Origin of the sequence: Pseudomonas sp., from assembly GCF_049300855.1 — a bacterium.
Taxonomy (GTDB): domain Bacteria; phylum Pseudomonadota; class Gammaproteobacteria; order Pseudomonadales; family Pseudomonadaceae; genus Aquipseudomonas.
The window spans coordinates 396,845-414,455 of the sequence record NZ_JBAQKH010000016.1 but is presented as its reverse complement, the minus strand read 5'-3'; the positions used below and the strand labels follow the sequence as shown (position 1 = coordinate 414,455).

Annotated in this window: 15 protein-coding genes and 1 pseudogene; 13 read left to right on the top strand and 3 right to left on the bottom strand. The window is 58.7% G+C overall.

Annotation, left to right across the window (positions count from 1 at the left end):
• Positions 1-132 precede the first annotated feature (132 nt).
• Both WA225_RS06975 and WA225_RS06970 read right to left on the bottom strand, forming a co-directional pair.
• Positions 133-1,749 (bottom strand): alkaline phosphatase family protein, encoded by a 1,617-nt coding sequence (locus WA225_RS06975; RefSeq protein WP_422607367.1) that lies wholly within the window; start codon positions 1,747-1,749, stop codon positions 133-135.
• 145 nt (positions 1,750-1,894) lie between these two features.
• Entirely contained in the window at positions 1,895-2,839 is a 945-nt protein-coding gene (locus WA225_RS06970; RefSeq protein ID WP_422607366.1) for a LysR family transcriptional regulator, read from the bottom strand.
• Positions 2,840-3,004: 165 nt separating this feature from the next.
• On the opposite strand from WA225_RS06970, the pseudogene WA225_RS06965 reads away from it, so the two are divergent.
• From WA225_RS06965 to WA225_RS06905, 13 genes and pseudogenes are all read left to right on the top strand, one after another.
• Positions 3,005-5,365: pseudogene (locus WA225_RS06965) on the top strand (TonB-dependent receptor).
• 23 nt (positions 5,366-5,388) lie between these two features.
• Complete coding sequence (locus WA225_RS06960; protein ID WP_422607365.1) at positions 5,389-6,732, top strand: aryl-sulfate sulfotransferase; 1,344 nt, start codon at positions 5,389-5,391, stop codon at positions 6,730-6,732.
• Between the two features lie 190 nt (positions 6,733-6,922).
• Positions 6,923-7,249 carry a hypothetical protein gene (locus tag WA225_RS06955; RefSeq protein WP_038359731.1) on the top strand — a complete coding sequence of 109 codons (327 nt, stop codon included), beginning with the start codon at positions 6,923-6,925 and terminating at the stop codon, positions 7,247-7,249.
• Between the two features lie 380 nt (positions 7,250-7,629).
• Positions 7,630-8,439 carry an energy transducer TonB gene (locus WA225_RS06950; protein WP_422607364.1) on the top strand — a complete coding sequence of 270 codons (810 nt, stop codon included), beginning with the start codon at positions 7,630-7,632 and terminating at the stop codon, positions 8,437-8,439.
• A 45-nt stretch (positions 8,440-8,484) separates the two neighbouring features.
• The gene (locus tag WA225_RS06945; RefSeq protein ID WP_422607363.1) at positions 8,485-9,210 is read left to right on the top strand and encodes a MotA/TolQ/ExbB proton channel family protein; all 726 of its coding nucleotides are present in this window, start codon (positions 8,485-8,487) and stop codon (positions 9,208-9,210) included.
• A gap of 1 nt (position 9,211) precedes the next feature.
• Positions 9,212-9,613 (top strand): ExbD/TolR family protein, encoded by a 402-nt coding sequence (locus WA225_RS06940; RefSeq protein ID WP_003220570.1) that lies wholly within the window; start codon positions 9,212-9,214, stop codon positions 9,611-9,613.
• 382 nt (positions 9,614-9,995) lie between these two features.
• Entirely contained in the window at positions 9,996-10,577 is a 582-nt protein-coding gene (locus WA225_RS06935) for an alpha/beta hydrolase (protein ID WP_422607362.1), read from the top strand.
• A 53-nt stretch (positions 10,578-10,630) separates the two neighbouring features.
• Positions 10,631-11,563: a sigma 54-interacting transcriptional regulator gene (locus tag WA225_RS06930; protein WP_422607361.1), complete on the top strand. Its 933-nt coding sequence runs from the start codon at positions 10,631-10,633 to the stop codon at positions 11,561-11,563.
• Between the two features lie 166 nt (positions 11,564-11,729).
• A complete protein-coding gene (locus WA225_RS06925; RefSeq protein WP_007918708.1) occupies positions 11,730-12,527 on the top strand; it encodes a MetQ/NlpA family ABC transporter substrate-binding protein in 798 nt (265 codons plus the stop codon).
• 671 nt (positions 12,528-13,198) lie between these two features.
• Positions 13,199-13,864 carry an amino acid ABC transporter permease gene (locus WA225_RS06920; RefSeq protein ID WP_008083580.1) on the top strand — a complete coding sequence of 222 codons (666 nt, stop codon included), beginning with the start codon at positions 13,199-13,201 and terminating at the stop codon, positions 13,862-13,864.
• Entirely contained in the window at positions 13,845-14,504 is a 660-nt protein-coding gene (locus WA225_RS06915; protein ID WP_422607360.1) for an amino acid ABC transporter permease, read from the top strand. Before WA225_RS06920 ends, WA225_RS06915 begins: the two co-directional genes overlap by 20 nt.
• Complete coding sequence (locus WA225_RS06910) at positions 14,501-15,283, top strand: amino acid ABC transporter ATP-binding protein (protein WP_422607359.1); 783 nt, start codon at positions 14,501-14,503, stop codon at positions 15,281-15,283. Before WA225_RS06915 ends, WA225_RS06910 begins: the two co-directional genes overlap by 4 nt.
• Positions 15,280-16,152, top strand: coding sequence for a transporter substrate-binding domain-containing protein (locus WA225_RS06905; RefSeq protein WP_422607358.1), 873 nt, complete (start codon positions 15,280-15,282; stop codon positions 16,150-16,152). Before WA225_RS06910 ends, WA225_RS06905 begins: the two co-directional genes overlap by 4 nt.
• A 194-nt stretch (positions 16,153-16,346) precedes the next feature.
• Here the strand turns inward: WA225_RS06905 and WA225_RS06900 are convergent, their stop codons facing one another.
• On the bottom strand, positions 16,347-17,543 hold the full coding sequence (locus WA225_RS06900; protein WP_422607357.1) for an AAA family ATPase: 1,197 nt from the start codon (positions 17,541-17,543) through the stop codon (positions 16,347-16,349).
• Positions 17,544-17,611: the final 68 nt, after the last annotated feature.

Below are 17,611 nucleotides of genomic sequence, written 5' to 3'. Positions count from 1 at the left end.
GGATGCATCGACCTGAACCACCTTATCGATCATGGATTCGGTGAAGCACGATCAGGTCGGTGTACCTCTGAAATATCCCCCATTCAGTCCCCTCTCCCTCTGGGAGAGGGTTAGGGTGAGGGGCTCTTAAAGCTACCAAACACCAATCTGAACAACCTTCTCGGACTCCGGCTCTCCATAACGAAACCGTTGCCCACGCAAATCAATCTCCTGATGACTGATCGTCGTCCGTCGCTTCAACCCGCGCACCCACTCAAACAAATACCCCGCATGCTCCTCGCGCACCGCCGCATACGCCGGGTCATCCCCCACATCACGCAGCTCCTGCGGATCATTCAGCAGATCAAACAACTGCGGTCGAAAACCGTCGTAAGCCAGGTATTTCCAGCGCTCGCTACGCACCATGGTCATGCGGCAACGGTCGATCGGCTGGCCCAGACGCTCACGTGCCGGCGCTTGGAAGGCGTAGTCGTATTCGCTGATCGCATAGCGGCGCCAGTCCGGGTTTTCACCGTGCAGAAGCGGGATCAACGAACGCCCTTCCAGCCGATGCTCCGCCCCCGGCAATCCCAGCGCTTGAAGAAACGTCGGTAGGGCGTCGATGGTTTCCGCCAGTCGATCATCCACCGTTCCGCGCGTGACATCCGCCGCCGCCCGAGGGTCGCGCACGATCAGTGGCACCCCCACCGCCTGCTCCAGCAAAAACTCCTTCTCGCCGAGCCAGTGATCACCCAAAAAGTCGCCGTGATCGCTGGTGAACACGATCAGCGTGTCATCCCATCGACCATTGCTCTGCAGAAAATCGAACAGCCGTCCGAGTTGATCATCTACTTGCTTGATCAGGCCCATGTACGTAGGGATTACAGTCAATCGTACTGAGTCGCGGGAAAAGTTGAGGCTTTCCTCATGCTGGCGAAAGGCAGTGTATACGGGGTGTTTGCTGGCTTCGGAGGGCGTCGCGCGGACCGCTTCGAGAATCGATTTCGTACTGTACAAGGCGTGGTACGGCGCTGGTACGATGTAGGGCCAGTGCGGTTTGATATAGGAAAGGTGTAAACACCACGATTTCTCGCCTTGCTCGGTGATGAAGTCGATGGCTCGATTTGTAGTGTAGACAGTCTCTGAGTGTTGCTCGGGAATTCGTGCTGGCAAATTCGCATGACGCATTTGCCAGCCACTGAGGATTTCACCGTTCTCGCCTTCAGCGGCGTTGGCCCAGTCGTGCCAGGGATTTTTGCCGTCGAAACCGTGCTCGCGCAGGTAATGGGTATAGGGCGCGGATTCGCGTTTGTCGTCGAACAGCGGATCGTCGGGGTAGATGCCGTCGTGGCGCATGTACGGTTCGAAGCCGACTTCGTTGAGGATTTCGGCTTGCTCGCTGTCAGGGTTGATCGCCAGGCGTTGCAAGGCGTCGACATTCGCCGTTGCGTGAGTTTTACCGACCAGCGCGGTACGGATGCCGTGCGGGCGCAGGTAATCGCCGATGGTCAGTTCTTCCAGCGGCAGCGGTACGGCGTTCCACGCCACTTGATGGCTGCTGACATAACGCCCGGTGTAGGCCGACATCCGCGATGGGCCGCAGATCGTGCCTTGGGTGTAGGCGCGGCTGAAACGCACACCGGCCGCAGCGAGTCGATCGATGTTCGGCGTGTGCAGATGCGGATGGCCGTAGCAGGACAGGTAATCGCGGCGCAGTTGATCGCACATGATGTACAGCACGTTGCGCACGGGGATTGGCGGGGTGGGCATGGGGTTCACCGGTCAATGGGACAGGCGAAGGTTTTCGCTTTCGCTGGGGGTGTTCGGCAAGTGCATTTGGGGAATGGGTTTTATGCAGGGAATGCATTGGCGCCTGCACTGCCGCCATCGCTGGCTTGCCAGCGATAGCGGTAAATCAGACAGCAAAATTCTCCGGTGAACAGACTTCTTCATCCACCGCATCAATCGCTTTGATCTGCTCAATCATCGCCTCCGCCAACGGCGACAACCGATACCCCGCGCGGCTGACAATCCCATAGCGCGTATACAGCTCCTCCAGATCATCCGCCAAACCCTCAACCCGCAAACACACCAGCTCACCCTTGGCCTGATGCAGGGCATCCGAATACGCGCCAACAATCCCGATCGCCTCCGAACGCAGCACCACACTGAGCAGACTCGAACTGTTTTCACACTCCACATTCGGGGTGAAATCCGGGCGGCCGCTGAGGTCGACAATGACCTTGCGCAGGTTCGGCGGACGAATACTCACTGCCAACGGATAGCTCATCAATTGCTCGGCGCTGACCTTATCGAAACCCGCCAGCGGATGACCCGCACGGCAACAGAAATGCCACTTGCGCGGCCGCAGCCGGTAGGTCAGGTAATCCGGATCCGCCTCGAAGTGCCGAGTGTCCGCGACAAAAAATTCAAACTCTTCGCTGAGTAACCGCTTGCTCAGACTCTGCCAGTCATCGACCTGAAACTGCACCCGCGCTTTCGGATAACGCCCGATAAAGCTACCGATCGCCCGAGGGATCAAACCCGCCGCCGGCGCCGGCCCACACCCGAAGCGCAATTCTCCCGCCTCCAGACCATTGAACTGGCTGATCTCGTTGGCCATCTGCTGCGCGCCGCTGACCAGTCGCCGCGCGTGTTCAAGCAACACCTGGCCCTGTTTGGTCGGCGGTAATTCCTTGCGCCCGCGATCAACCAACTGGCAGCCAACGCTGTGCTCGAGTGCCTGAATGCTGCGGCTGAACGCCGACTGCGACAGGTTCACCGCCTGCGCGCCAGCCACAAAGCTGCGTTGTTCAGCCAGAGCGATGAAGTGACGAAGTTGCCGCAAGTCGATATGCATTTTTCACATAAAAAATATCCGGGAAATGCATTGGATATGCATTAGGTCGACTCCTTATAAAGGCAATCTCTTATGCAGTAAATATTTGTAAATCCATAAATAAATAACTTAAAAGAATATGCAGCGCTGAAGATGTCTGTGTGTTTTTTGACCAGGAGCCGCGCCATGAGTCCGTTGAACCTTGCGTCACCCTTAACGCCACGACGGCTCAAACGCCTGCCTCTGGCCCTGTTGCTGGCAGGGAGCGCGAGCTGGACTCACGGCTACGCCGCCGAAGCACAAACCCCGGCGCCAGTGCCGGCCGGCAAGCCTGCCGCCAACAGTTCGCAACTGGAAACCGTGACCGTCACCACCCGCCGCCGCGAAGAAAGCTCGCAGGATGTGCCGACGCCAATGAGCGTGGTCAGCGGGCAGAATCTGGAGACACAGCGGGTCTACCGGATTCAGGATTTGCAGCAACTGGTGCCCAGCGTCAACGTCGCTTACATGCATGCGCGTCAGTCCAGCGTGTCGATTCGTGGCCTCGGTAATAACCCGGCCAGTGATGGTCTGGAAGGCAGCGTCGGCCTGTACATCGACAACGTCTATCTGGGCCGCCCGGGGATGGCGGTGTTTGACTTGATGGACATCGAACAGCTCGAAGTCTTGCGTGGGCCGCAGGGCACGCTGTTCGGCAAAAACACCACCGCCGGGGTGATCAACATCAGCACCCGCGCGCCGACCTTCACCCCTGAGCGCAGCATCGAAACGTCGGTGGGCGAGGACGGTTATTTCCAGACCAAGGGCACCATTTCCGGCCCGCTCAATGATCAACTGGCCGGACGTTTTTCGGCTTATCGCACCCGTAGCGACGGCGATATCAAAAACGAATACGACGGCCATGATTTGAATGGCGGCTCGCGCGACGGCTTCCGCGCGCAACTGTTGTTCAAGCCCAACGAGGATTTCAACCTGCGCTGGATCGGTGACTACAACGAAGAGGATTCCAGTGCGGGCACCCGCGTGTTGTACAACACCGGGCCGACCATCAACGGCGTCAACCTTTACCAGGCGCGCGCCAACGCAGCCGGCGCGACGCTGGTCAACGGCTCGCACCGCAAGGTCAATCTGGACAACGATCAGCATGTCACCGTGCATCAGGGCGGCACCTCGGTGGAAGCCAACTGGACGCTGCCGAGTGACTTCACACTGACCTCGATCAGTTCCTATCGCTTCTGGAATTTCACCCCGCGCAACGACGATGGCCTCAACGTGCCGGCGAGCTATAACGCCGGGGTCTCGGTGGAGGACAAACAGTATTCGCAGGAATTTCGCCTGGCTTCGCCCAAGGGCGAGTTCTTCGATTACGTGGTCGGCGCCTACTACTTCGGTTCGGATCTGGACAACAAATCCTTCGCCTATTACGGCCCGCAAGCCGATATCTGGAACGGCACCGCGCGTGGCGCGCTGGCCAATGTCACCAGTATTGGCAACGGCCATATCAAGACCGACAGCTTTGCGCTGTTCGCCCAAGGCACCTGACACCTCACCGAGCGGCTGGATTTCACCGCCGGGGTGCGTGGCACTTATGAAGAAAAATCCGCCTGGGTCACGCGCGATGCGCCAATCGGTGGCGCCGCCGTAACGGGCGCTGCGGCCACGGCGCGACGCGGACGTGCCGGCGCTTATGATTCTGGTGATTTGAACCAGTACAGCTCCAGTCCGTCCGGGCTGCTCAACCTCAGCTATCGCATCACCGATGACGTGCTCGGCTACGCCACGTTGTCCCACGGCGAGAAATCCGGCGGGGTCAACCTCGCCGTCGGTTCTGCTCCGGTGGCCGGTGCCGATTCGCTGCTGATCGGCACTGAGCGCGCGAACAACGCCGAACTCGGCTTCAAGAGCACGCTGTGGGACCACCGTCTGCAACTCAACGCCAACGTCTTCTGGACCCAGGTCAACGCTTACCAGACCAATGCCTACGACGCGGAAAACCGCGTGCAATACCTGACCAACGCCGGTTCCGTGCGTTCGCGCGGCGTCGAGTTCGAGAGCACGGTGATCCCGTTGCGCGGCCTGACCCTGAACATCAACGGCTCCTACAACGACGTCAGTTACCTCTCGTACAAAGATGCCCCGTGCCCGCCGGAAGTCAGTCAGGCGCCGGGTGCTCCAGCGTCTTGCGACCTCAGCGGTCACCAAGTGGTCGGCGCCTCGAAATGGATCGGCAACGCCAACGGCGAATACAAATGGAATCTGGATAACGGCTTCGAACCTTACGTCACCGCGAGCTATGCATTCCGCTCCAAAGCCGTCGGTACGGTCGAGGATTCCGACTACGGCCAGATCCCGAGTTACGCCGTGGTCAACTTTTCCACCGGCCTGCGCGGCGACTTCAATCAGGGCCAGTGGGACGTGTCGCTGTGGCTGAAAAACGCCTTCGACAAAACCTATTACACGACCCTGTGGACGGGCGGCAACGGCGGCTATGAAGGCCTGCTCGGTACACCGCGCACCCTCGGCGTCACCGGTCGCTACGACTTCTGATTCGTCATTCAAGGAGCTGCATCATGTTGCGTATCAAAACGACTTTGCCGGTGTTGCTGTCCGGCGCAGTGCTCAGTGCCGGCGCCTTCGCCGCGCCGAGTGTTTACCCGACGGGCGTCACTCGTTACGACCCGAACAAGGCGTTCAACCAGTACGTGATTTTTAGCGGTGCCGACAAGCAGACGCACCTGATCGACATGAACGGCAACGAGGTGAAAACCTGGCCACAGGCAGGTTTCCCGTCAGCGATCATTGATCCGAAACTGGTCGGCGGCGAGCGCGGTCACGTGCTGCTGCAACTGAGTGAAAAGGATCCCGGCAAGCTCGGTTCGGCCGGCAATGGTTTGGGCAATCAGAGCGTCGGCGAGCTGGACTGGAACGGCAAAGTCGTCTGGCAGTGGGGCGACAAGGCGCCCGGTGGCGCCGCGCAACAGCACCATGATCAGCGCCGTTTGAGCAACGGCAACACGGTGGTGCTGGCGAACAAGGTGCACAAGGTCAAAGGCTTCAAAGTGCCTGAGGTGATCGACGATGCGATTTATGAGGTCAGTCCCGAAGGCACGGTGAAATGGCAGTGGCTGGCGTCGGAGCATCTGAATGAGTTCGGCTTCACGCCAGAGCAATTGAAGCTGGTACGGGCGAGTGATGATGCGGATTACCTGCACATCAACAACCTCAGTGTGGTCGGGCCGAACAAATGGTTCGATGCTGGTGATAAACGCTTCAATCCGGACAACCTGCTGTTTGATTCACGCAATGCCAATTTCATCGCGATCATCGACAAAAACAGCGGCAAAGTGGTCTGGCGCCTCGGGCCGAATCTGCCACTGATCAATCCGAAAGCGCCCCGTACATTGCCACGCCCGGTGGATCAGTTCGTCGGTCAGCATGATGCACACATCATTCCGGCCGGATTGCCCGGTGCCGGTAATTTGCTGGTGTTCGACAACCAGGGTTCGGCGGGTTATCCGAACGTTACCCTCGGCTTGATTTCCGGCTCGCGCGTGCTGGAAATCGACCCGCTGAAAAACCAGATTGTCTGGCAGTACAGCGCAGCGAATTCGAAGCAACCGGGGTGGGCGTTCTACAGCTCGTTTATCAGCAGTGCGCGGCGCTTGCCCAACGGCAACACGCTGATCGACGAAGGCATGAACGGGCGCTTTTTCCAGGTGACGGCCAACGGTGAAAACGTCTGGGAATACGTCAGCCCGTATCTCGGCAAGGCGCCGGGCAGCAACGCGATCAGCAATTGGGTGTATCGGGCGCTGCCTGTGAGTTATGACTGGGTGCCAACGGGTACGCCACGCTCCGAGACGGCGGTTAATGCCCCGGTTGTAGGCGCGCAACAAACCAATGCCAGTCGTTAGTTGAATTGGAATTATTGCTCGACCGAACGGCGATAAGTTATGAGCGGGTTGAAGGGTGCTTATTGCAAATTCGTTAGTAAGTCGCGTGGACAATAATTGAATGTGCAACCATCCTGACTGTCGTGAGTTTCCAGGAGGAAACTTGCTCTCATTGGAAGACACTTATCCCAACGATAAAGGAAATCGAATCATGTCGAGCATTAATGGCACTTATGTGAACGCTAACGCTGGCGCCAAACTGACGATTACCGATGGCAACGATTCCAACGGTACATTCAGTGGCACGTTCAGCCAGGGCGGCGTTAACTATGACGTCAGCTACGGGCATTACCATTTCCAGAACAGCACCGGACAACCTACCACCATCACATTTGTCGGTCTGAATGGTAATAGCGGGTTTCAAGCATGGTCATTGTTTTCTCCCGATCACAATTACGCGAAAGTTCGCGCGGCCGGTTCCCGTACTAACTTTGACGGTGAAGTAGTGACCCTGGCAGGGGAATTCGTAAAACAATAATCCGCGCGCAATTGATAAAGGCCGACGCACGAAAGTGCGCCGGCCTTTTTTATTGTTGCAGCAAAATAATAATCAACTATCTACTTGGTATTAGTTGTCCGGTAAAACCGGGTCAGGCGAATGTGATGCGTTGCGTGAATACTTTCAATGCCTGAAAAGCATGCGAATTTTCCCGCATCGCTACAGCCCACGTGGCACGTGGCTTTGGCGGAATTGATCAATTTCTATATTCCATAAGGGCCTATGCATAACGTTAAAGATTACTTTCGGAGATAAGCGTCAAGCCCAATGATTCACCCATCGATCCGCCGTGGGGGATTCAACAAACGGTCGATCGGCAGTTTTGTAGAGAACGCAAAAAGACCGCAGGGAGTGAATCAATGGGCAATGTCCAGACCGCCGCCAGCGCAGAGGAATTGCTGTGGCGTCAGACGCCAAGTGGCGAATTGGTCGATCTTGGCCGACCGCATCGTGTGCCGTTGGGGCAGTTGCGTTTGCAGCGTGCGCCCAAAGGCATTCTGAGTCGGCGCGAAACCCTTCTGCTCGGCGTGCTTGCGTTGGTGGTGCATGGCGCGGTGATCTACTGGATCAGCCAGAAGCCGACGCCGGTGCTGCCGATCGTGCCGCCGGAAATTCCGCCGATGACCATCGAGTTCTCGCGTCCGGCACCGCCCGCGCCACCGGTTGTCGAGCCGCCACCACCGGTCCCCGTGGTCGAGCCGCCACCGCCGGTAGAAGACGAGCTGGCAGCAAAACCGCCGCCGCCAAAACCCGTTCCGAAACCCAAACCGGTGGTGAAACAGGCGCCCAAGCCTGCACCAAAAGCCGTCGAACAACCACCTGCGCCGCCACAACCGGCAGCCCCGGTTGCCGCGCCAGCGCCACCTGCACCACCGGCGCCGGAACCGATAACCCCGGCATCAGCGAACGCTGCCTACCTGAAAAACCCGGCACCGGAATACCCGTCGCTGGCTCAGCGTCGCGGTTGGGAAGGCACGGTGTTGCTGCGCGTGCATGTGTTGGCCAGCGGTAAACCGGGTGAGATCCAGATAGCCAAAAGCAGTGGCCGGCAACAGCTCGACGACGCGGCGCTGAACGCCGTGAAACGCTGGAGTTTCGTCCCGGCCAAGCAGGGTGATGTTGCCCAGGACGGCTGGGTCAGCGTGCCCATCGATTTCAAGATTCATTAAACCGCAACCAAATTCGCGCGAAACGTTTACACGAGGGAATACATCATGACGTTACTGGCATCTCCACTGGAATCCATCGAAAGCGCGGTGATCTGGCTGCTGGTGGTTTTTTCCGTCGCCACCTGGGGACTGGCATTGCTCAAGGCTGTGCAGTTCGGGCGTCTGAAGGCGCAGGATCGGCGTTTTCATAAACGTTTCTGGGCGGCGTCGAGTCTCGACTCCGCCGCTGAATTGAGCGAGACCCAACCCGGCGCTGCGGCCCGGGTGGCGCAGGCCGGTTACGCGGCGATTCAGGTGGGCGAGGCGCCACAGACGAATGATTTGAGCCAGGCGATCAACCATCAGGATCGACTGGAGCGCGCCCTGCGTCAGCAAATTGTCCGCGAACGCCGTTCGCTGGAAACAGGCTTGGCAGTGGTCGCCAGTATTGGCAGTACGTCGCCGTTCATTGGTTTGTTCGGCACGGTGTGGGGAATCATGGAGGCGTTGAAAGGCATCAGCGCCGCCGGTTCGGCGAGCCTGGAAACGGTGGCCGGGCCGATCGGTGCGGCGCTGGTCGCGACCGGTGTGGGGATCGCCGTCGCGGTGCCGGCGGTGCTGGTTTACAACTACTTTTTGCGCCGGTTGAAACTGACGGCGGCGGATCTGGATGACTTCGCCCACGACTTCTACAGCCTGGCGCAGAAGAGTGCATTCCGCGTGCTGATTCACCCGACCGCGCACAAGGTCGCGGCACCGGGCAGCGCGGCAAAAGTGAAGGAGGCGTCCTGATATGGCCTTCTCCACGCAAGACAGTGACGAGGTCCTCAGCGAGATCAACGTGACCCCGCTGGTGGACGTGATGCTGGTGCTGCTGGTGGTGTTTATCGTCACCGCGCCGCTGCTGACCAACGCGATTCCGATCAACCTGCCGAAGACCGAAGCGGTGGCGCCGGTCGAGCAGAAGGATCCGCTGGTGGTGAGCATCGATGGCGCCGGCAAGCTGTTTATCAATAAGGACGAGATTCAGCCAGATCTGCTGGAATTCAACCTGAAGTCGGCCAAGGCCAAGGACCCGGAAGTGCGCGTGCAGTTGCAGGCCGATGATGGGGTGAATTACGGCGAAGTGGCGCGGGCGATGGCCTCGATTGAGCGGGCGGGGATTACCAAGTTGTCGGTGATTACTGCGCGGTGACAGGATTTACGTTTTTCCGGGGCCGTCTCCTTGGCAGGGTGCGGCCCTTTTTTTATTTCTGGCATTAGAAGCAGAACCCTCACCCTAGCCCTCCCGAAACGTCGGACCGCCCAGAGGGAGAGGGGACTGATCTCGGTTGTTCTCACGAGTTACGCCGACCTGAAATACCCAGTCGAACTCCAAATCTGAAAGGCCAGGTGATCGGCTCCCTTCCCCCTCGCCCCCTTGGGGGAGAGGGCTGGGGTGAGGGGGAAAGGATCTAAAGTCATAAACAATACTCATATTCAATTCAGGTCTTAATAAATAGCTTCTTATTCCTTAACGAATATAAATCCCCTCCCTATACTCGTTCATGAACAGACACGACGCAGGAGAGTTCCCCATGCGCAACGAATCAATCCGCTACCTGATTGTGCCGGGCTGGCAAGGATCGCCGGAAGATCATTGGCAAAGCCATTGGCAGAACAGCCTGCCAAACAGTGCGCGGGTCGAGCAGGCCGATTGGCTGACGCCGCGTCGTGAAGACTGGGTGGCGGCATTGGCCGAGGCAATCACGGCTGACGACACGCCAGTGATCCTTATCGCGCATAGCCTGGGCTGCGTCACCGTCGCCCATTGGGCGGCCACTGCACCGCTGCAATACCTGCGTCAGGTTCGCGGTGCCTTGCTGGTCGCGCCAGCCGATGTCGAGCGCCCGACCTGCGCGCCGGCGCTGCGTAACTTCGCACCGATTCCGACTGACCTGCTGCCGTTTCCGAGCCAGGTCGTCAGCTCCGACAACGACGCCGCCGTCAGCGCACCGCGGGCTCTGGAACTGGCGCGCAACTGGGGTGCCGAGGCGGGGATTCTCGCCGGTGCCGGACACATCAACGTCAAGTCCGGGCATCAGCGTTGGGAGCAGGGTTTTGCTTATCTCTATCGCCTGCAAAACCGCATGGAACACCACGCCCGCCGCCGCGCCTGATTTTTATTTTTTCAACGCCCCCGTCTGCCGGCGGTTCTGGGCGGGAGTCTGCCATGAGTTTTGAAATTTTCGGTCAGCCGTTGCTGACCTTTCCCGATGCGGAAAAAAGCCCCCTGAGCATTCGCGCCAAGGCGCTGGTGTTTGTCGATCCGCGCTCGCGTCAGTTGCGTGAAGAGCTTGAGCAACTGGCACCACGATCGGTCTCGGTGTTGATTCGCGGTGAGACCGGCACGGGTAAGGAATTGCTCGCCCGACACATCCACCGCGCCAGTGATCGCAGCGGTCTGTTTGTTTCAGTCAATTGCGGCGCGATCAGCCCGACCTACGCTGACGCTGAGTTGTTCGGCTACGCCGCTGGCAGTTACAGCGGTTCGGCGAGCAGTCGCGCCGGCTGGTTCGGTTCGGCCAATGGCGGCACTTTGTACCTGGATGAAATCGGCGATTTGCCGCTGCCGATCCAGATCAAATTACTGGCGGCGCTGGAGAACCACGAAGTCACCCGTGTCGGTGCGCCGCAGCCGAGCCCGGTGGATGTGCGTCTGGTCGCGGCCACCAGCATCGATCTGGCCCAAGCCGTGGATGCCGGAAAATTTCATGAACGCCTCTACCACTACTTGAGCGAAGGGCAACTGGAGTTACCCGCCTTGCGCGCGCGCATCGGCGACATTCTTTCGCTGGCCGAGTATTTCCTCGGCATTTATAGCCAGCGCCTCGACTTGCCGGTGCCGCTGATCAGCGAAGCGGCGCAGCACGTGCTCGAACAACACAGTTGGCCGGGCAACACCCGCGAGCTGGAAAATGTCATTCACTTTGCCTTGCTGGTGAGCACCGGTGACGAGATTCTGCCGGAGCACCTGAACCTGCCCGAGGTGTCTGGCCCGCAGCTTCAGATCGAGCGACTGGTTGCACAAATCAACATCGGCGGCAGCGTCGCCGAGCGTAAGGCATTGAAAGATTTGCTGATTCGTTTGAGTGAGGCGGTGTAACCGTTTCGCTCAACATGAACAAAATGGAATATGAAGCTGAATAAACGTTATTGTCCGGGAATAAAAAATCCCGGTATTGTCCGACCCACGCCAGCGATATCACTTCACTGGCACACGTATTAATGCCGTCGTCGATGACGACCGTGATTTTCGATAAGGACACTGCATGAAAAAGGTTCTGTTGTTTACCGCATTGGCGGCTGCTCTGACTGCTTCCCTGGCCAATGCCGGCGAGAAACTGGTGGTTGCTGCGACCCCGGTGCCGCACGCTGAAATCCTCGAGCTGATCAAACCGACCCTGGCCAAAGAAGGCGTGGATCTGGAAATCAAAGTCTTCACCGACTACGTTCAGCCGAACGTACAAGTGGGCGAGAAGCGTCTGGACGCCAACTACTTCCAGACCCTGCCGTACCTGAACAGCTTCAACCAGGGCAAATACAAGGACGACAAGTCCAAGTACCTGGTGACCGTGCAGGGCGTGCACGTTGAACCGTTCGGTGGTTACTCGAGCAAGTACAAGACCCTGGCTGAACTGCCGGACGGCGCCACCATCGCCATCCCCAACGAAGGCAGCAACAGCGGCCGCGCGCTGATCCTGCTGCAGAAGGCTGGCCTGATCGAGCTGAAAGACCCGAAAAACGCTCTGGCCACGCCGAAAGACATCGCCAAGAACCCGCACAATTTCAAGTTCAAGGAACTGGAATCGGCCCTGCTGCCACGCGTTCTGAAGGAAGTTGATCTGGACATGATCAACACCAACTACGCGCTGGAAGCCAAGTTGAACCCGCAGAAAGATGCGCTGGTGATCGAAGGCGCTGACTCGCCATACGTGAACTTCCTGGTGGCCCGTGAGGACAACAAGAACAGCGACGCGATCCAGAAACTGGCCAAAGCCCTGACCAGCCCGGAAGTCAAAGCGTTCATCGAGAAGAAGTACAACGGCGCGGTACTGCCGGCGTTCTGATCTGACGCTTGAGTGAACCCCTTCAAGGTGTGAAAACGCCGATGGCCAGTGATGGGCATCGGCGTTTTTGTGTGTGGCTTGGAAAAGCCCCTCACCCTAGCCCTCCCGAAACGTCGGACCGCCCATAGTGAGAGGGGACTGATCGGGGGATGCTGTGGAGGTACGCCGAGCTGATATGGCTGTGCCGAATCCATAATCGACTCGATCTCTCAGGTCGATGTTTGACGCAAGACACCTCGGTCGGCTCCCTCTCCCCCTGGGAGAGGGCTGGGGTGAGGGTGCCTTTGATCTTGAGCTCAGGCCACCTGGGCCTTCAACGCCCGTCGCAACGCCACCAACAATTTCACAATCTCCTGCGGATCCAGTCGCTGCGGCACTTTTACGTCCATGTTCTCTTCCTTGTTATGGGTTTGGCCGGGGGAGTCTGGCCAAAAGCTGTTCATCCTTGGAGGGCTTTCGTGAAAAAAAGATCCGTCCTACAGCGCAAAGGAAAATAGCCTTCTTATTCCTTCCCGGCAAACCCACAAGATAGTTTTTTGGGTGATATCAATATGCTTTAACGGTATTTAAATTCTGGTTTTTATACCTATAAAGTCGATGCTTGCCGGACAGCCATCCGCTGCCCATGGACTGCATCACCGCCGCTTACCGAGTGGCGTCCAGGACGTTTCATGACTTTCGATTACGCATTTATCCTCAGCACCCTGCCGGCGTTTCTCAAAGCCGTGGGCGTGACGCTGCAGGTCGGATTCATCGCTATTGGCACCTCGTTGCTGGTGGCGCTGCTCAACGCGACGATTCTGGTGTTCCGCACGCCCTACCTGCAAAAACTGGTCGGCCTGTACGTGGAACTGGCGCGCAACACGCCGCTGCTGATCCAGTTGTTTTTCGTCTACTTCGCCTTGCCGGCCGTGGGGATTCAGGTGTCCGGTTTCACTGCCGCGATCATCACCATGACCTTCCTCGGCGGCGCTTATCTGACTGAAGTGCTGCGCGCCGGCGTTGATGCGGTGCCGCAGGCGCAACTGGAGTCGGGGCGTTCGATCGGTCTGTCCCACGGCCAATTGCTGCGCTACGTGATCCTGCCGCAAGCGGGAATCCTCAGCCTGCCGTCGTTGTTCGCCAATTTCATTTTTCTGCTCAAGGAAACCACCGTGGTCTCGGCGGTGGCGGTGCCGGAAATCCTCTACACCACCAAGAGCTACATCGCGCTCTATTATAAAACCTACGAAATGCTCGCTGTGCTGACGCTGATCTGCGTGCTGTTGTTTTTGCCCCTGTCGCTGTTGCTCAGCCGTCTGGAAAGGAGGCTCCAGCATGGCCAGTTCGGGTCTTGAATTGCTTTGGGTGTCGTTGCCGCAACTGGCCAAGGGTGCCGGGCAAACCTTGTCGATCTCATTTCTGAGCATCGCCATCAGCACCATCGGTGGCGTGCTCTACGGCGTGTTGCGCACGTTGAACGTGACGTGGCTCAACGCGATTTTGCGGGTGTATCTGGAGCTGTTCCGGGCGATTCCGGTGCTGGTCTGGCTGTACCTGCTGTTCTTCGGCTTGCCGATTTTCTTCGGCCTGAGCATTCCGAGTTTCTGGTGCGCGGTAATGGTGCTGTCGCTGTGGGGCGCCAGCGAAGTGGGCGAAGTGGCGCGCGGCGCTCTGCATTCGTTGCCACGCGGGCAGCGTGAAGCAGGGCTGTCGATCGGTCTGAACGCCGCGCAACTCTACGGCTACGTGTTGCTGCCGCAAGCGCTGAAACGCATGACGCCACCGACCATCAACGTCTACACGCGGATCATCAAGACCAGTTCGCTGGCGGTGCTGATCGGCGTGGTGGATGTGATCAAGGTCGGCCAGCAGATCATCGAGCGCACCTACGAATCGGTGCTGATCTACGGCGCACTGTTCCTGTTTTTCTTCTTCATCTGCTACCCGCTCTCGGCCGCCTCGCGCGTGCTGGAGCGGCGCTGGACGCAAGCATGAGCGCATTGATCGAGTTTCACGGTTTCAACAAATTTTACGGCGAGCAACAGGTGCTCAACAGCATTGATCTGCAGGTGCAGAGCGGTGAAGTGATCGTCATCCTCGGCCCCAGCGGTTGCGGCAAAAGCACCTTGCTGCGTTGCCTCAACGGTCTGGAACAGGCCCACAGCGGCAGCCTGAAATTTGTCGGCCGTGAGCTGCTGGACAAGGCCACCGACTGGCGCGAGATCCGCCAGCAGATCGGCATGGTGTTCCAGAGTTATCACCTGTTTCCGCACATGAGTGTGCTCGACAACTTGCTGCTCGGCCCGCTCAAGGTGCAGAAGCGTCAACGCCGCGAAGCACAGCAACAAGCCGAAGCGCTGCTCGAACGCGTCGGCCTGGCAGACAAGCGCGATGCGTTCCCGCGTCAGCTCTCCGGCGGCCAGCAGCAACGCATCGCCATCGTCCGTTCGCTGTGCATGAATCCACGGGTGATGCTCTTCGACGAAGTCACCGCCGCCCTCGATCCGGAGATGGTCAAGGAAGTGCTGCAGGTCATTCAGGGCCTGGCTCGTGAGGGCATGACCCTGTTGATCGTCACCCATGAAATGGCCTTCGCCCGCGCGGTGGCCGACCGCATCGTGTTCATGGATGCCGGGCGCATCCTTGAACAGAACCCGCCCGAGATTTTCTTTACGAACCCGCAAACCGCACGCGCGCAGCAGTTTCTGGAGAAGTTCTCCTTCGTGGCAACACTGCCAAAAACGAATCCGACAAAGGAACTGGAACTGTTATGAAAACTGCCGCTTTTTTACTGCCCCTATTGAGCCTTGCCTTGCTTGCCGGTTGCAGCAAAACCGAAGAACCGCCGAAGCCGAAAGTCGCCAGCGAAAGCACCGCGCCGGCCGGTTACCTGGACAAGATCAAGGCTCGCGACAAACTGATTGTCGGCGTGTTTACCGATAAACCGCCCTTCGGTTTCGTCGATGAAGCAGGGCGTTACGTCGGTTTCGATACCGACATTGGGCGCCGTTTCGCCAAGGATCTGCTCGGCGATGAAAACAAGGTCGAGTTCGTTGCCGTTGAGCCGGCGAGCCGTATTCCGTTCCTGCAAAGCGATAAGGTCGACCTGATCCTCGCCAACATGACCGTGACCCCGGAGCGCAAGGAAGCGGTGGAATTCACCAACCCGAACCTCAAGGTTGCGGTGCAGGCACTGGTGCCGCAAAGCAGCCCGGTGAAAACCCTCGATGATCTGGCGACCCGCACCACCATCGTCACCACGGGCACGACTGCCGATATCTGGCTGACCAAGAATCACCCGGACTGGAAACTGCTGAAGTTCGAGAAAAACTCCGAGTCGCTGCAAGCCTTGGCCAATGGGCGTGGCGATGCTTATGCACAGGACAATCTGGTGCTGTTCAGCTGGGCCAAGCAGAACCCGGGCTATCGCGTGCTTGATGAAAAGCTCGGTGCCGAAGCGCCGATTGCGCCGGCGGTGAAGAAGGGCAATATCGAGTTGCGTGACTGGGTGAATACCGAGCTGGCCAAGCTGGGTGAGGAGAAGTATCTGCTCAAGCTGTATGACCAATATGTGCGTAAGGAACTGAGCGATGACACCAAGCCTGAGAGCGTGATTGTCGAAGGGGGCAAGTGGCAGGGGTGATTGTCTGTTGAGTCGGTGGTGAGGCCTGCCCCTCACCCCAGCCCTCTCCCGAAGGAGAGGGAGCCGATCTTTGGGCTTTTCAAAACCTGAGTTCAACTCGAGACTTTCATGTCGGCGTAACTCGAAAGACCAATTCGGTCAGTCCCCTCTCCCTCTGGGAGAGGGTTAGGGTGAGGGGCTTTTGACCGAAGCACTCAATCCGGCCAATGCCACGCCGGCTCATCCAGCACCCGCTGCCCGACAATCCCGGTCTGCCCCAGTGTCTTCTCCAAAACGATGCAATTGCATTCCGGATCTTCCTGCAACGCCGAAATCAACCGCCGCGCATGCGACACCACCCACACCTGACACTGCTCAGACGCACGAATGATCAACCGTGCCAACGCCGGCATTAGATCCGGATGCAGACTGGTTTCCGGCTCGTTCAGTACCATCAATGACGGTGGCCGTGGCGTCAGTAACGCCGCGACCAGCAGCAGATAGCGCAACGTGCCGTCCGACAACTCCGCCGCCGACAACGGCCGCAACAAGCCTTCCTGATAAAACTCGATGGCAAAGCGTCCACCGGCCTGCGCTTCGATATGCACGCGTGCACCCGGAAACGCATCGGTAATTGCCGCACGCATCGCGTCGCCATCACCAATCTCGATGATGGTCTGCAACGCCGCCGCCAGATCCCGACCGTCGTGATGCAGCACCGGCGTGCGCGTGCCCAGTTGCGGTTGACGCACCGGCGCGTCGGCATCGCTGCGAAAGTGATCGTAGAAGCGCCAGCGGCGAATGAACTCGCGCATCTGAAACACTTCCGGCGAGCTGCGCAGGCTGCCGACCTGATCGAACAGGCTGTCGAAATTCGGCGTGTGCTGTGCCAGCACATCCCATTTACGCTCGGCGCGTACGCGGATCATCGGCCCGTCACGATCCACCAACAGGCTGGCGGGCCGGTAATGCGGGCCGGCCCAGATGCATTCGCGCTTGATCTGCGGGTCGAGGCTGAAGCGCGAGGGTATGGGGTGCGAATGTTCGGGCAGCATGAAATGCCCGTTGGAATCGGGCAGGCCGAGGCTGATCGAGTAACTGAAATCCTCCCCGGCAAATCCCAGACGCAGGCGCTTCACACCTTGGCGCACCGTCGACTGAATGGGCACTTCGCCGTTGCGCATGCGCCGACTGAGGGTTTCCGGCCCGGCCCAGAAGGTCGAATCCAGCCCACCCTCACGGGCCAGCGCATTGACCACGCCGCCCTGCGCGGTTTCCGCCAACAGGCGCAAGGCCCGGTAGAGGTTGGATTTGCCGCTGCCGTTGGGGCCGGTGATCAGGTTCAGCCGGCCCAGCGGGATCACCAGTTTGTTGATCGAACGGTAATTGGCCACTGCCAGAGTGTTGAGCATGGACGTCCTTTTTCAGGTGCGGCTGACAGCCAACAGGATAACCGTTAGCGGCGTGCCAGGCTTTTTCT